Genomic DNA, 15,387 nt, shown 5'->3' with positions numbered 1-15,387 from the left:
AGAAAGGAGGTGATCCAGCCGCACCTTCCGATACGGCTACCTTGTTACGACTTCACCCCAATCATCTACCCCACCTTCGGCGGCTGGCTCCCTTGCGGGTTACCCCACCGACTTCGGGTGTTGTAAACTCTCGTGGTGTGACGGGCGGTGTGTACAAGACCCGGGAACGTATTCACCGCGGCATGCTGATCCGCGATTACTAGCAATTCCGACTTCATGCAGGCGAGTTGCAGCCTGCAATCCGAACTGAGACCGGCTTTGCTGGGATTGGCTCCACCTCGCGGTTTCGCTTCCCGTTGTACCGGCCATTGTAGTACGTGTGTAGCCCAGGTCATAAGGGGCATGATGATTTGACGTCATCCCCACCTTCCTCCGGTTTGTCACCGGCAGTCACTCTAGAGTGCCCAGCACTACCTGCTGGCAACTAAAGTCAAGGGTTGCGCTCGTTGCGGGACTTAACCCAACATCTCACGACACGAGCTGACGACAACCATGCACCACCTGTCTCCGATGCTCCGAAGAGGGGCACTATCTCTAATGCTTTCATCGGGATGTCAAGACCTGGTAAGGTTCTTCGCGTTGCTTCGAATTAAACCACATACTCCACTGCTTGTGCGGGTCCCCGTCAATTCCTTTGAGTTTCAGTCTTGCGACCGTACTCCCCAGGCGGAGTGCTTACTGTGTTAACTTCGGCACCAAGGGTATCGAAACCCCTAACACCTAGCACTCATCGTTTACGGCGTGGACTACCAGGGTATCTAATCCTGTTTGCTCCCCACGCTTTCGCGCCTCAGCGTCAGTTACAGCCCAGAAAGTCGCCTTCGCCACTGGTGTTCCTCCACATATCTACGCATTTCACCGCTACACGTGGAATTCCACTTTCCTCTTCTGTACTCAAGTCACCCAGTTTCCAGTGCGACCCCAGGTTGAGCCCAAGGTTTAAACACCAGACTTAAATGACCGCCTGCGCGCGCTTTACGCCCAATAATTCCGGACAACGCTTGCCCCCTACGTATTACCGCGGCTGCTGGCACGTAGTTAGCCGGGGCTTTCTTCTCAGGTACCGTCACTCCGGTAGCAGTTACTCTACCGGACGTTCTTCCCTGGCAACAGAGCTTTACGATCCGAAAACCTTCATCACTCACGCGGCATTGCTCCGTCAGGCTTTCGCCCATTGCGGAAGATTCCCTACTGCTGCCTCCCGTAGGAGTCTGGGCCGTGTCTCAGTCCCAGTGTGGCCGTTCACCCTCTCAGGTCGGCTACGCATCGTCGCCTTGGTGGGCCGTTACCCCACCAACTAGCTAATGCGCCGCAGGCCCATCCCCAAGTGGCAGATTGCTCCGCCTTTCATTCTCTCTTCAGGAGAGGAAAGAAATTATCCGGTATTAGCTACCGTTTCCGGTAGTTATCCCAGTCTTGAGGGCAGGTTGCCTACGTGTTACTCACCCGTCCGCCGCTAAGTTAATCCAGAGCAAGCTCCTTCATAACTCCGCTCGACTTGCATGTATTAGGCATGCCGCCAGCGTTCGTCCTGAGCCAGGATCAAACTCTCCAAATTGTATTTAGAAAGAGCGATTGCTCATTTTGAAACATCTGACGAGAATTTTCATTCTCTTTTTTGGAAGTCACTTTCGTGAATCCCCACTCACTCGTTGTTCAGTTTTCAAAGATCAAGTTCGTTGTCAGCGCCGCTTACCGCGTCACCAGCAACTCTTATAATATATCACATCCAGCCGATTAATGCAAGCTCTTTTTTCAACTTCTTTTTCGAGCTCGGCGTTGATGTTTCGCGGCCAGAAATAGAATATATCATGTATGGATTCTGATTGCAAGCATTATTTTGAAATCAATTATAAAAGCTATGCCCCTAATAACCGCCCCGACATGGCCAGCCTCAGATGACATAGCTTCTGTTCATCATACCCGCTTACCCTTAAGCAATAATCTCCTGAATATGCAGCTCGCGTTCATTGACCAGATTCACAATCCTGCCCTCTACCTGCACCATTGGTCTTGTGGGATTAGTGCGATCCGTGAAGATGATTTCTCCGTGACGCCCGTCGCTGAGCCGTATCCGTGTGCCATTATACAGATCCGTTGTTTTTTGAATGAAGGTTTGTACAATAACCGGGTCAAGCTTCCCGAAGCTCTCCTTCTGAAGCTGCTCCAGTACCAGATAAGGCGACTGAGCCTTTCTGTAGGCTTTTTCAAGCGTCATGGCATGAAAGATATCGGCTACTGCAACAATCTTGGCGTAGAAGTGAATCTGGGTGCCTTCCAGCTTAAGCGGATAACCGGAACCGTCGACCTTCTCATGATGCTGCAGGGCGGCTAGTCTGACGCCTTCGTTGATTGCTGTAACATTACGCAGCAGCTGGTATCCATAAGTGGTGTGCCTGCGTACTTCTTCTATCTCCGCGCCCGTCAGGGGAGTCGGTTTGTGCAGCAAAGTCTCATCTACCTTAATGTTACCTATATCATGAAGCAAGCCGGCAAAGGCAGCCTGCATCCAATCCTTTTGCGGATATCCGCACCACTGGGCAATTTTATATGAAGTTAGGGCAGATAATACAGCGTTATGATAATTATAATCCTGGTCAAACAGAACACGCGGTGCAAACTTCAGGACATGATAATCCTTCAAATGGCTGATCAGCAGCTCCAGTTGGCTCCGCAATTCAAAAATCGGAAGTACCGCTGCGGTTGCTGCACGATAGCTCTGCTTGATAAGCACCAGCATTTTCTCATACTCATCATGAAGCGGAGAATTACTTTTGGCTAGTACGGACTCATTGATCAGCGCACCTGCTTTGGCGGTCTGCTGCTTCGCTGGCGGTTTGGACACCTCTGGGGCTTTGTCCTCTCCCTGAACTCCCTCAATTTCAACTTGTCCTATCAAAAAAGCTTGGAGAATCTCAATATCCCGCGGAAGTATGATCTTGCCTTTACCGAATAACACTCCTCCCAAAGGAGTAATTACATCCTTAATAATCTTTGATCCCGCCTTGATCTCTCCAACGGATATGTTTGGCATAAATTCAGCCCCTTTATTTCTGTGACACCTGTAATTCTCTAATTATAGTATGTAACCCGGCAAGCGGCTAGAGAGAGGACTTCCATTCTAGAGTAAAGGGCTGGATTTAAACCAGCCCCTCCTCATCAAACCGTACGTGAGGTTTTCCCTCATACGGCTTTCCGATGTTTGTCATTCATGGGCATGCAGATTACAACAGCGTTTTTAGTCCATATTGCTTGGCACTATACTTAACTTCAGAAACTGAACTCATCCATCTCCCGCGTTGTCTCTTCTTCGCATACCACCGTGTGAATCTCTGCAAGATATACCAGTCAAGCTTGGCTAACCTCTTCTGGCTGTAGTTCGTGTAATAGTAATTTCTCCATCCTTGAATCTTTGGATTGAGCCATTCCACATGCTCCACGAATGATCTTGAGCGCATACTCGGCGGTGCTAATCTTTCTTTGACCACTCCTCGAATACGTTCCTCTGCCTTCTTTGTTAGCCACTGCTGCGTGGTGTAGTACACCTTCCCTTGAGAAGTCTCTGCTTTCGTTTTTCGGTGGTGCATCCCTAAGAAGTCGAACCCTTCGTCTCCTGTCCATAGGCCTACAATACGGGTTTTGGTTGGATGTAAGGTCAGTTCCAGACGTTCCATGATTCTGCCTATGAGCTCATAGGCATGCTCGGCGTCCTTTTTGGATTTACAGACCACAACAAAGTCGTCTGCATACCTTGTCAGTTCTCCCAATCCACTTCCGTGTTTCTCCCACAGTCGGTCAAAATAGTTCAAGTAGATGTTCGCCAGAAGCGGTGAAATGACGCCACCTTGCGGTGTACCTAAATCGGATCGCCTTACGTTTCCTTCTTCCATGACTCCCGCCTGTAACCACTTCCGTATTACCTTTAGGATCCGCCTGTCATTAATACGCATTTGTACCAATTTCATAAGCTTCTCCTGATTAATATTGTCGAAGTAGCCTTGGATATCGACGTCGACTACCCAATTCCCTTTGCGGTTGCAGGCTTTCCGGATTCGATCTAGCGCTCCTTTTGCACTTCGTTTCGGGCGAAATCCGAAGGATACATCTTCGAAGTCTGCTTCGAAGATGGGTTCAATCACGAGTTTCGTTGCCATCTGCACTACTCGGTCGCGCACGGTGGGTATGCCCAGCGGTCTTGGCTTCCCGTCTTTCTTCGGGATATAGTGCCGTCGTACGGGCTGCGGATGGTAATTGCCTTCTTTCAATGCTCGCTCGCATTCCTTGAGGAACCTTGTTTCTCCTTGTTCCACAATATCTGCAAGCGTCACCTCATCTACTCCGGCCGCTCCCTTATTTGCTTTCACCCGTTTCCAGGCTTCGCACAGCACATCCCACCGATAGACTTTGTCGTACAACGCATGGAATTTACGCTTACTGTTCTCCTTGGCCGCCTGACCTAGCTTTTCTTGGAGTTCTTGAACTTTTTCCTTGGGTGTCGTTAGCCGTTTGGCATTCACTCACTCGTACCTCCTCCAAAAGCATAAACAAAGCAGGGCTCCTTCCCTCCCTAAGGTTATGTTGTCCTTAGGTTCTTCGGTACTATGAGCCCCTCGGACTCCCTTCCCACAGACGGTTCATTTCGTCTTCTGGACTTATAGAGCGCCTCTTTACGGGTTCCTAAAAAAAAAATCCCGTGTGGGGGAGGGTCTCCCCAGTTCACTGCATTATCTTTCAACCCATGCCGTTCCCTATACGCCGGAGGATTCTTCACTGCTGATCCAAGTTCTGTACAGTTTCCTTGGCCTTCGTCCAGTATAGCGAGACTCGGCATCCTCTCTTCCCCTTCGCAGGGCCTTTTTGACGACGCGGCAGGATTCACTTGATGTTGCGGCCTGGGTTGTTGCTCGCCCGGTCTCTGACCCGTACTTTTGTCGATGCGCTTTTACACACAGATTTCGCCATGCGCAAGCATCCTAGCTACAAAGGTGGCTTGGCCCCTCCTTTGATTGGACTTTCACCAATTAGATAATGCGTGCCTCTGGGCACGCCCATAAATAAAAAAGCATGAGCTTCTATAATCAGAAACTCATGCTTTTGCTGCAAAGGATTATTCGACGCTATCGTCTTCGTTCCCGGTATCAGTTTCCGCTTCAGGCTCGCTGACTTCGCCATTGCCTTCCACTACTGTACCTTGAATTTCTTCGCCATCCTCTTGCTCGGACTGGTCATCTTCCTCTTTATCTACTCTGCTCAGCGTTGCAACTGCGTCATCCTCACGGATATTAATCAGCTTAACACCCTGCGCATAACGGCCCATGGTAGAAATTCCATCCATGCTGGTCCGGATCAGTGTTCCACTCGTTGTAATAATCATCAGGTCCTCGTCATTCTTGACAACCTTCAGCCCCACAACCGGTCCGTTCTTATCTGTAAGGTTAATGGTCTTGATGCCTTTACCGCCACGGGTCTGGGAACGATAATCGCCGGCAGGCGTCCGTTTACCATAACCCTTGGTTGTTACGATCAGCACTTCAAGCCCCTTGTCCACACAGTCCATACCAATGACATGGTCATTGTCGTCAAGCGTGATACCCTTAACCCCTGTAGCACTGCGGCCCATGGAACGGACATCGCTCTCCGAGAAAGTAATCGACATTCCGCGTGCCGTACCGATAATCAGATTCTGCTCTCCATCTGTCAGCTTCACTTCGATCAGTGAATCTTCCTCGCGAAGATTGATCGCTATCAGACCGCCCTTGCGGATGTTGTTGTAGTCTTCCAGAGGTGTCTTCTTCACGATTCCCTCACGGGTAGCGAAGAACAGGTATTTGTCGCTGTCCGCTTCCTCCACCTGGATTACCGCACTAATCTTCTCGCCCTGCTCAATTTGAATCAGGTTGATGATCGGCGTTCCCCGGGCGGTGCGGCCAAGCTCCGGAATCTCATAAGCCTTAATCCGGTACACCTTACCCTTGTCGGTGAAGAACATCAGGTAGTTGTGGGAGTTACTCACGAAGAGATGCTCCACAAAGTCCTGGTCCTTGGTGTCCATCCCGATTACCCCGCGGCCGCCGCGCTTCTGACTGCGGTAAGTGCTGACCGGAAGACGTTTGATGTAACCGGTATGTGTAATCGTGATTACAACCTCTTCACGCGGAATCAGATCCTCATCGAGAATACTCTCTTCCCCAACCGTAATTTCCGTACGGCGGTCATCAGAGTACTTATCACGAATCTCCTGCAGCTCATTGCTGATAATCTCCAGTACGAGATGCTCGTTAGCCAGAATCTCCTTGTATTCAGTGATTTTGGCGAGCAATTCGTTATATTCATTCTCGATCTTCTCACGTTCCAGACCGGTCAGGCGCTGCATCCGCATATCGAGGATCGCCTGAGCCTGCTCCAGGCTTAGACTGAAGGTCTCCATCAAGCCTTCACGGGCAATATCTGTTGTCCGTGAAGCACGAATAAGAGCAATAACCTCATCCAGATGATCGAGGGCAACACGCAGGCCTTCCAGAATATGCGCCCGGGCTTCCGCCTTCTTCAGGTCAAATACGGTCCGGCGGCGGATAACTTCGATCTGATGCTGCAAATAATGATACAGCACATCACGCAGGTTCAGAATCTTCGGTTCATTATTGACGATAGCCAGCATGTTAATCCCGAAAGTAGACTGCATTGAGGTATGTTTGTAGAGGTTGTTGAGCACGACGCTAGGATTCACATCACGTCTCATTTCAACGACTACACGCATTCCGTTACGGTCAGATTCATCACGCAGATCCGTAATGCCCTCGATACGTTTCTCACGCACCAATTCAGCAATCTTCTCAACCAGTCTGGCTTTGTTGACCTGGTAAGGAAGCTCATGCACAATAATCCGCGCTTTACCGTTATTCTCTTCAATCGTCGCTTTGGCACGCATAGTAACCGATCCGCGTCCAGTGCGGTAAGCCTGACGGATACCTTCACGGCCCAAAATATAACCGGCCGTCGGGAAATCCGGGCCCTGAATATATTCCATAAGCTCCATAGGCGTAATGTCAGGATTCTTGATCATTGCCTGTACACCATCAATGACCTCGCCCAGATTGTGCGGAGGAATATTGGTAGCCATACCGACCGCAATCCCCGAAACCCCGTTCACAAGCAGGTTAGGGTAACGCGCCGGCAATACTACAGGCTCATTCTCTTCACCGTCATAGTTGGGAGCGAAGTCAACCGTTTCTTTGTTCAGATCGCGGAGCATTTCTCCGGCAATTTTGGACAGCCTCGCTTCGGTATAACGCATCGCAGCTGCCATATCTCCGTCAATAGAGCCGAAGTTTCCGTGGCCGTCTACGAGCATATAGCGCATGGAGAAATCCTGTGCCATACGTACCATTGTTTCATAAACCGCCGAGTCACCGTGAGGGTGATACTTACCGATAACCTCACCGACGATTCTCGCTGATTTCTTGTGAGGTTTATCCGAGGACATTCCAAGTTCCGACATCGCAAACAAAATGCGTCGGTGAACAGGCTTAAGTCCGTCCCGCACATCCGGCAAAGCCCGGCTTACAATGATGCTCATTGCGTAATCCATAAAGGATTCGCGCATTTCCACGCCAATGTCCCGATCCCTGATTTGCGGGTTATTTTGTTCAGCCATGAGTTGGTGGACCTCCTTCAGTTAAAAACCGCTACCCTTTATTATATTACTTTCACAAAAGCAGCACAATTAAACATGATAGCCTTTTATCTTCTATATTGATTTTCTTTTAGTACGGATAAGGATATACGCCCTTTCCGCTGGTGTCTTCAGTACATAGACTGTAAAGACAAGAAGAATGGCTTTATGACCCTGATTTCGTCCAAAAAAGCATAACCCCATATCCTTATATTATAACATTGTTTAGTTAGATTGTCCTGAAAATTCGCCACACATGAACAAACGGATATACGTTCATCTGTGGCAAAACCGGCAACCGCACAACTACCCAAGGAGGCAGAAAATGAGGATTCAGCGCGTGTCCAGCAAGTGGGCAAAAACGAAAGTCATTCTTCAGAACCGCCTGCTCTCGGTCTTCATTCCGGAAACACGTAAATACGCCCTGGAAGATTTGAAAGAGCTGCTGGGTCTGTACGGAACGGTATATATCAAACCTGACCGCGGCACCTACGGCAGCGGAGTCATGAGAGCTGAACAGCGGGTGGTACATTTAAGCCCAAGCGAGCAGCAGCCGGACTTCAGCCAACCGGAAACAGAACCTTTGACATGTGAAACAGAAGCTCCGGCAGAACCCAAGCTGATGTATATTCTGAGATACGCCAAGGATGCAGAAATTTTCAATACACCGGAAGAGCTTCATGCTGCCCTATTGCCGCGGATTAAGGGGCGTTCCTATCTCGTTCAGCAAGGCATTGATTTGCTTCAGCATCAGGACCGGCCGTTTGACCTGCGGGTACTGACCCAGAAGAATCTTCAGGGGTCCTGGGAGACTACAGGCATGCTCGGGCGGGTGGCTGCGCCGCAAAAGGTGGTCACCAACTATCACAACGGAGGCAGCATTTTTTCGGTGGATGCTCTGTTCAAAGAACATATGACGCCCGAAGAAAGGACGGCAACCATCCAGCAGCTGAAATCGCTGGGAGTCAGAATCGGGTCCCAGCTGGAAACTGCCTATCCGGGTCTCAAAGAAATTGGACTGGATGTGGCGATGGATCAGCATCATGATTTATGGCTGCTTGAAGTGAACACACTGCCTTCGATCATTGTTTTCAAAATGTTTCCGAACAAAGCCATTTACCGCAGAATCCACCGCTATGCTGTTGCCTATGGACGTTTGAAGCGCACCCGCCCGTCGCCAACCTACCGCCGCAGACGAACAGTCAAGCATTAAAATCACGCCAAAAAACTCTCTGCCTGCATTAAAAAACCTCCGGTCCCCCCTATAAGGGAGGAAACCGGAGGTTCGTTATACAGCTTGCGCTTAAATATCGAGATTTTTGACGGATTGGGCATGCTCCTGAATGAATTCACGGCGCGGCTCTACGTTATCACCCATCAGTGTATCGAAAATGCTGTCGGCCAGCATCGCATCCTCAATCGTTACCTGCAGCATCGTGCGGCTCTCAGGATCCATTGTAGTATCCCAAAGCTGCGCGGCATTCATCTCACCCAGACCTTTGTAGCGCTGAACGTTTACTTTGACGTTCTCACCAAAGCCGGCAATGATCTCATCGCGTTCCTTCTCGGTCTGCGCATAGCGGATGACTTTGTTGCGTTCGATCTTGAACAGCGGCGGCTGGGCGATATAGATATATCCGGCATCGACAATCTTCCGCATGTATCGGTAGAAGAACGTCAGCAGCAAGGTTCTGATGTGGGCACCGTCGACGTCCGCATCGGTCATAATTACAACCTTGTGGTAACGTGCCTTCGACAGATCAAAATCATCGCTGATGCTAGTCCCGAGAGCGGTAATAATCGCCCGGATTTCCGCATTGGACAAGATCCGGTCGAGCCGGGCTTTCTCTACGTTCAGGATCTTACCGCGCAGCGGCAGGATCGCCTGGAAATGACGGTCACGGCCTTGCTTGGCCGATCCGCCCGCAGAGTCACCTTCGACGATGTACAGCTCACTGATCGACGCATCCTTGGAGGAGCAGTCAGCCAGCTTACCCGGAAGGGCGCTGACTTCAAGCGCACTCTTACGGCGGGTCAGCTCACGGGCCTTGCGGGCCGCTTCACGGGCACGGGAAGCCTGCAGCGACTTCTCCAGCACCTTGCGTGAGACAGCAGGATTCTCTTCCAGGAACTCCTGCAGCTTCTCGCCGAACAGAGATTCGACGATCCCGCGGACTTCACTGTTCCCCAGCTTGGTCTTGGTTTGGCCTTCGAACTGCGGCTCAGGAATTTTGACGGAAATAATCGCCGTCAGACCTTCACGGACATCATCTCCGGTAAGATTCTGGCTGCTATCCTTGATTACACCTGCCTTGCGGGCATAATCATTGATAATCCGCGTCAAAGCACTCTTGAAGCCGGATTCATGCGTTCCGCCCTCATGGGTGTTGATATTGTTGGCGAAGGAATAGATGTTCTCTGTATAAGAATCGTTATATTGGAGAGCCACTTCAACGGCGATCATATCCCGCGAGCCTTCCACGTAGATCGGATCATCATGCAGGGCTTCTTTTTTCTCGTTGAGATACTTCACATACTCCACAATACCGCCGTCATACTTGAACGTATTGGACACTCCGGTCCGTTCATCCAGCAGAGACAGCTCAATGCCCTTGTTCAGGAAGGCAAGCTCGCGGATGCGGGTAAGCAGAGTGGAATATTCAAACACAGTAGTCTCGGTAAAGATCTCCGGATCCGGATGGAAGGTTGTTGTCGTCCCTGTCTCCTCGGTATCGCCAATTACCTTGATATCATATTGCGGCGCACCGCGTCTGTATTCCTGCTGGTAGACATGTCCGTCACGTTTGACCGTTACAACTACTTTCTCGGACAGTGCGTTAACTACCGAGATCCCCACACCGTGAAGACCGCCGGAAACCTTGTAACCCCCGCCGCCAAATTTACCGCCTGCATGCAGGACAGTCATTACGACTTCAAGCGTGGATTTCTTCAGCTTTACGTTCTCGCCGACAGGTATTCCCCGGCCGTTATCAATAACAGTCACACTGTTATCTTCATGAATTTTCACTTGAATCCGGTCGCAAAAACCTGCCAGCGCCTCATCGATACTATTATCGACAACCTCCCAGACCAAATGATGCAGACCTTTGGCGCTAGTGGAGCCAATGTACATGCCGGGACGTTTCCGAACCGCTTCCAGCCCTTCCAGTACCTGAATCTGGCTCTCATCATATGTCGGTTGATTCATTGACATGCCTTCACCTACTTCTTTCAGATTATCTCCTGTAACTACCGAAACATTATATTTCTAACAAGATTTTGGCTCTTTTTTTGAGAGTGGAGGAGGAGATAGGGGAGTAGTAGACAGTATTCTTGGTGACGACAATAGACTTCGCTTCCTCTTCACCAATGCGCTCCAGCTTCTTATCCTGCTGGGAATGAGTCATAAATTGCTTCGACACCTTGGAGGACTTCTCAATCGATATATCAAATATAGCAATCAACTCTGAGGATCGAATAATTTTCTCTCCGCCCAAATGAATATACATGGTCTTCCTCCGCTCTTTATAGCTCCACTGTGCCGCCGTGCACATGATACAGGCTTGCGCCTTTTAATTTATCGGCATTCAGTCCCTCTACACCGGTGGCGGTGATGAAGGTCTGTACCTTGCTTTGAAATGTTTCGATAAGCTGGGTCTGACGATAGGGATCAAGTTCGGACAAAACATCATCAAGAAGCAGCACAGGATACTCTCCGATCTCCTCATGGATCAGTTCAATTTCCGCCAGCTTGAGCGATAAAGCTGCCGTACGTTGCTGTCCCTGGGAACCGTAGACCTGAGCTTCTCTTCCGTTGATAAAAAAGGACAGGTCATCCCTATGGGGACCCGTCAGCGTCATGCCGCGCCTGATTTCCTGATCTCTTGTTTGTGATAACTTTAACATAAATTTGTCCAATAAGACAGCTTCATCTTCCTCTTCGCGCTCACCGAAAGAGGGGACATAGAGCAGTTTGAGCTCTTCTCCGCCGTTTGTAATGCCGCGATGGATGCTTTCTGCCCATATCTGCAGCTTCTTTATGAATTGTTTCCTTTTTTTGACGATTTTAACACCATGCTCTATAAGTTGCGCATCCCATATCTCCAGAAGTTCCTTGCCGGCAGCTTCTTTTCCCCATAGCTGCTTCAGCAGATTCCCTCTTTGGAGCAGCACCTTCTGGTATTGCTGCAGGTGAAACAGGTAGCTGGGCTGGACCTGGCCAATCTCCATGTCAAGGAACCGGCGCCTGATGCCCGGGGTGCCTTTGACAATCTCGAGATCCTCCGGAGCAAACATCACCACATTCAGTGAACCTACGAATTCACTAAGCCGGCGCTGCTCCAGTCCGTTAATTCTGGCTTTTTTGCCTTGGGGTGACAGGGTAAGCTCCAGCTTAAGATCACCGTATTTGCGCTCCACTTCGGCCACAATCTGTGCGGAACCTGCAGGAGCATCGAAGGATATGAGTTCCTTGTCCTTGGAGGTACGGTGGCTTTTGGTCATCGCCAGGACGAACAAAGCCTCCATGAGATTTGTTTTGCCTTGGGCGTTCTGACCGAGAATGAGGTTCACATCACCCAGACTCTCCAGACGCAGCAGCCCATAGTTGCGGTAATACTGCAGACCGATATTTTTGACAAACAAGACCCTGTGCCTCCTTGGGTGTACTACTCTTTGACTCCGCCGCCTTCAACCTCGAATACGCCGTTATCCTGTACCTCTATCTTATCACCCGGGTAGAGCTTTCTGCCACGCCGTTCTTCTTTCTCCCCATTCACTTGTACGTGCCCTTCCTGCAGCAGCGCTTTGGCCATGCCGCCTGTGGATACACAATCCGCCAGTTTCAAAAACTGGTCCAGCTTGATATATCCACTGTGGATAACTATTTTTTTCATCTTTTTTTGTCCTTTCCACCACTTATCCACAGGCCATGGACAGGGCATTAATTGGTTGTGCGGTAAGGCAGAATGACGTACAGGCTGCGACTCTCGTCGAGCGGTCTGAGGATAATCGGACTCATCATGCCGGTAAAGGCAATCACGAGCTGCTCACTCTCCACAACCTTCAGCACATCGAGCATATATTTGGAGTTGAAGGAGATCCGCAAAGGCTCACCTTTGAAATCAATTACTTCAAGTTCTTCCCGGACTTTCCCCAGCTCTGATGAGCTGGAAGAAATCTCTACGTCGCCATTCTCAAGAGTCTGCATCCGGACGATGTTCGTTTTTTCTTCACGGGACAGCAAATAAGCGCGGTCAATCGATTCGCTGAGTTTTTTTGTATCAAGAGTTAGTTCTGTTTTGTAGGTGGTTGGAATAATTCTAGAAGTATCCGGATAAATTCCGTCCAGGATCCGCGAATAGAACAGCACTTTGTCGATTTTGAAGAGGACCTGGTTATCCGCAACGACAATATCCACCAGCATATTCTGATCCGGGATAATTTTGCTGAGCTCGTTCAGCGTTTTGCCGGCAATAACAATATTCGCAAACTGAACATTCTCTGTACCTTCCAGATGTGCTGCTCTTGTTGCCAGACGGTGGCGGTCGGTAGCCGTGAACTTGAACTCGTTATCGGCAAGATTCCAGAGAATACCTGTCAGAATTGGTGTTGTCTCTTGGGTAGAGATGGAGAACGCGGTTTGTTTAATCATATTCTTCAGCAAATCGCCTGGCATTGAGATGGTTTCATTCTCCTCAATGCTTGGCAGAACAGGGAATTCTTCAGGGTCCAGGCCAACAATCTGAATCTCCGTAGATCCGGAAGAGATATAGGTTTGAAAGCCCTCTTTGACTTCCATGTGAATTTCTTTGGAGGGAAGCTTCTTGATGATCTCGACAAAGAACTTGGCTGGAAGCACTACGCTGCCGGGCTGTTCCACTTTTACGATCGTATGGCTGTCATTCTCGGCAGGGATGAAGGATTGGATTGAGATATCCGTGTCGCTTGCCGTCAATGTTACTCCCTGGTGGCTAACCTCAAGCTTTATTCCGGTCAAAATAGGGATGGTTGTTCTGCTCGAGATCGCCTTGGAGACATGGCCTATAGATTCGTTGAGTTCATTTTTGAGAATGCTGATTTTCATGATTTCACTCCTAGCTGAAAAATTGGGAAATGGGTGTACGTTTGACCTCTTTGAAACCTGCTCTTAGAAGATGAATTATTATAGTTATTTAATAGTATTAGTAGTAGGGGCTCCGTTTATGTGGATAAGTCGCTAAACAGCATAAAATTAAGCCTACCCACATGTGTATAGATTGTGTATAGGCTCTTTGTTCCTCTTAGGAAGGATTTTTAATTTTCTCCGCAAGATTATTTACCACTTTGTACAACTCCTGGTCTACCTTTAATTGCTGCGTAATCTTCTCATGGGCATGGATAACTGTCGTATGATCGCGCCCTCCGAAGGCTTCACCGATCTTGGGAAGCGAATAATCCGTTAATTCGCGGGAGAGATACATAGCAATCTGCCTTGGAAAAGCAACAGCCTTCGTACGTTTCCGTGCTTTGAAATCCTCCATGCGCAAATTGTAGTATTCGCCGACTTTTTGCTGAATATCGTTGATGGTAATCATCTTCGGCCGGCTGGAGGGGATGATATCCTTCAGCGCTTCAGCTGCCAGATGCGTTGTCACATCCTGGTTAGTCAATGATGAATAGGCCACAACGCGGATCAGCGCACCTTCAAGCTCGCGGATATTCGTGTCGATCTGATTGGCAATGTACATCATCGCTTCATTCGGGATATCCAGGTTCTCCGCCTTGGCTTTCTTACGGAGAATCGCGATACGTGTCTCCAGATCCGGAGGCTGAATATCGGTGATTAGTCCCCATTCAAACCGGGAACGCAGCCGTTCTTCCAGTGTGGGAATCTCCTTGGGCGGCCGGTCGCTTGAGATGATAATTTGCTTGCGTTCTTCATGAAGAGCATTGAACGTATGGAAAAATTCCTCCTGCGTAGACTCTTTGCCGGCCAGGAATTGAATATCGTCAATCAGCAAAATGTCAACGTTGCGGTATTTGTTACGGAAGCTTTCGCCGCGGTTGTCACGGATGGAGTTGATGAATTCATTCGTAAATTTCTCGGACGAGATGTAGATAACCTTATTGTTGGGGTTATGCTCCAGCACGTAGTGCCCGATGGCATGCATCAAGTGGGTTTTCCCGAGACCCACGCCTCCGTACAAAAACAAAGGATTGTAAGCTTTGGCAGGCGCTTCGGCTACAGCCAGCGAGGCTGCATGCGCAAAACGGTTGCCCGAACCGATCACGAACGTATCAAAAGTGTATTTGGGATTGAGCAAATGCGTCTGTGCTTCTTCGCGTGAAACTGCGGGAGTGGGCGCCATTTGTTGAACTATTGGCTCAGAGGGTTTGTTCTCTTCAATTACAAATTTGACGTCAACCTGTTGTCCGGTGACCTCATAAACCGTTGCTCCTACCAATTTGGTGTAGCGACTTTCCAGCCATTCTACGGCAAAAGTTGTAGGCGCCGAGATAATAAGAGCCTGGGGGCTAAACGTTAAGGCCTTGGTAGCCTTAAACCAGGTATCAAAGCTCGGCTTGCTTAGTTTGGTTTGAATAATCGATAAAATTTGCTGCCATAATTCGGAAGTATGGCTGTCCACAGACTGTCACTCCTTTAAATCTTCCAAATGTGGCATCAGCCATGAAGTGGAAATGTCGAAGAAAATGGGTTGTTGCTGAATCTTATC

The 15,387-nt window shown here is 49.4% G+C and carries 10 protein-coding genes and 1 rRNA gene; 1 reads left to right on the top strand and 10 read right to left on the bottom strand.

Features of this window, described 5'->3' with window-relative positions; all coding sequences use genetic code 11:
* Nucleotides 1-2: 2 nt before the first annotated feature.
* The 4 genes from P40081_RS00060 to gyrA form a co-directional block, all read right to left on the bottom strand.
* Nucleotides 3-1,558: ribosomal RNA gene (locus tag P40081_RS00060) — 16S ribosomal RNA — on the bottom strand.
* Nucleotides 1,559-1,933: 375 nt separating this feature from the next.
* Entirely contained in the window at nucleotides 1,934-3,034 is a 1,101-nt protein-coding gene (locus P40081_RS00055) for an HD-GYP domain-containing protein (RefSeq protein WP_042132672.1), read from the bottom strand.
* 190 nt (nucleotides 3,035-3,224) lie between these two features.
* Complete coding sequence (ltrA, locus tag P40081_RS00050; RefSeq protein ID WP_042132671.1) at nucleotides 3,225-4,517, bottom strand: group II intron reverse transcriptase/maturase; 1,293 nt, start codon at nucleotides 4,515-4,517, stop codon at nucleotides 3,225-3,227.
* Nucleotides 4,518-5,107: 590 nt separating this feature from the next.
* The gene (gene gyrA / locus P40081_RS00040) at nucleotides 5,108-7,654 is read right to left on the bottom strand and encodes a DNA gyrase subunit A (RefSeq protein WP_042132669.1); all 2,547 of its coding nucleotides are present in this window, start codon (nucleotides 7,652-7,654) and stop codon (nucleotides 5,108-5,110) included.
* A 343-nt stretch (nucleotides 7,655-7,997) separates the two neighbouring features.
* Between gyrA and P40081_RS00035 the strand changes: the two genes are divergently transcribed.
* The gene (locus P40081_RS00035; RefSeq protein ID WP_042132668.1) at nucleotides 7,998-8,885 is read left to right on the top strand and encodes a YheC/YheD family protein; all 888 of its coding nucleotides are present in this window, start codon (nucleotides 7,998-8,000) and stop codon (nucleotides 8,883-8,885) included.
* A gap of 90 nt (nucleotides 8,886-8,975) precedes the next feature.
* Here P40081_RS00035 and gyrB read toward each other — a convergent pair whose 3' ends face one another.
* The 6 genes from gyrB to dnaA all read right to left on the bottom strand — a co-directional run bounded on the left by gyrB (nucleotide 8,976) and on the right by dnaA (nucleotide 15,300).
* Complete coding sequence (gene gyrB / locus P40081_RS00030) at nucleotides 8,976-10,886, bottom strand: DNA topoisomerase (ATP-hydrolyzing) subunit B (RefSeq protein WP_042132667.1); 1,911 nt, start codon at nucleotides 10,884-10,886, stop codon at nucleotides 8,976-8,978.
* Nucleotides 10,887-10,932: 46 nt separating this feature from the next.
* Nucleotides 10,933-11,181 carry an extracellular matrix regulator RemB gene (gene remB, locus P40081_RS00025; RefSeq protein WP_039295738.1) on the bottom strand — a complete coding sequence of 83 codons (249 nt, stop codon included), beginning with the start codon at nucleotides 11,179-11,181 and terminating at the stop codon, nucleotides 10,933-10,935.
* Nucleotides 11,182-11,197: 16 nt separating this feature from the next.
* A complete protein-coding gene (recF, locus tag P40081_RS00020; protein WP_039295741.1) occupies nucleotides 11,198-12,316 on the bottom strand; it encodes a DNA replication/repair protein RecF in 1,119 nt (372 codons plus the stop codon).
* A 23-nt stretch (nucleotides 12,317-12,339) separates the two neighbouring features.
* On the bottom strand, nucleotides 12,340-12,567 hold the full coding sequence (gene yaaA, locus P40081_RS00015; RefSeq protein ID WP_039295744.1) for a S4 domain-containing protein YaaA: 228 nt from the start codon (nucleotides 12,565-12,567) through the stop codon (nucleotides 12,340-12,342).
* Between the two features lie 47 nt (nucleotides 12,568-12,614).
* Complete coding sequence (dnaN, locus tag P40081_RS00010) at nucleotides 12,615-13,757, bottom strand: DNA polymerase III subunit beta (RefSeq protein ID WP_039295747.1); 1,143 nt, start codon at nucleotides 13,755-13,757, stop codon at nucleotides 12,615-12,617.
* A 196-nt stretch (nucleotides 13,758-13,953) separates the two neighbouring features.
* Nucleotides 13,954-15,300: a chromosomal replication initiator protein DnaA gene (dnaA, locus tag P40081_RS00005; RefSeq protein WP_042132666.1), complete on the bottom strand. Its 1,347-nt coding sequence runs from the start codon at nucleotides 15,298-15,300 to the stop codon at nucleotides 13,954-13,956.
* Between the last annotated feature and the right edge of the window lie 87 nt (nucleotides 15,301-15,387).

Origin of the sequence: Paenibacillus sp. FSL P4-0081 (assembly GCF_000758565.1) — a bacterium.
Lineage (GTDB): Bacteria > Bacillota > Bacilli > Paenibacillales > Paenibacillaceae > Paenibacillus_AQ > Paenibacillus_AQ phytohabitans.
The sequence above is the reverse complement of the archived record's forward strand: the minus strand, read 5'-3'. Positions and strand labels throughout refer to the sequence as shown.

Bases quoted from the DNA above. Each gene is read 5' to 3' on its own strand.
- P40081_RS00055 (WP_042132672.1), bottom strand. From the start codon at position 3,034: ATGCCAAACATATCCGTTGGAGAGATCAAGGCGGGATCAAAGATTATT.
- gyrA (WP_042132669.1), bottom strand. From the start codon at position 7,654: ATGGCTGAACAAAATAACCCGCAAATCAGGGATCGGGACATTGGCGTG.
- P40081_RS00035 (WP_042132668.1), top strand. From the start codon at position 7,998: ATGAGGATTCAGCGCGTGTCCAGCAAGTGGGCAAAAACGAAAGTCATT.
- gyrB (WP_042132667.1), bottom strand. From the start codon at position 10,886: ATGTCAATGAATCAACCGACATATGATGAGAGCCAGATTCAGGTACTG.
- remB (WP_039295738.1), bottom strand. From the start codon at position 11,181: ATGTATATTCATTTGGGCGGAGAGAAAATTATTCGATCCTCAGAGTTG.
- yaaA (WP_039295744.1), bottom strand. From the start codon at position 12,567: ATGAAAAAAATAGTTATCCACAGTGGATATATCAAGCTGGACCAGTTT.
- dnaN (WP_039295747.1), bottom strand. From the start codon at position 13,757: ATGAAAATCAGCATTCTCAAAAATGAACTCAACGAATCTATAGGCCAT.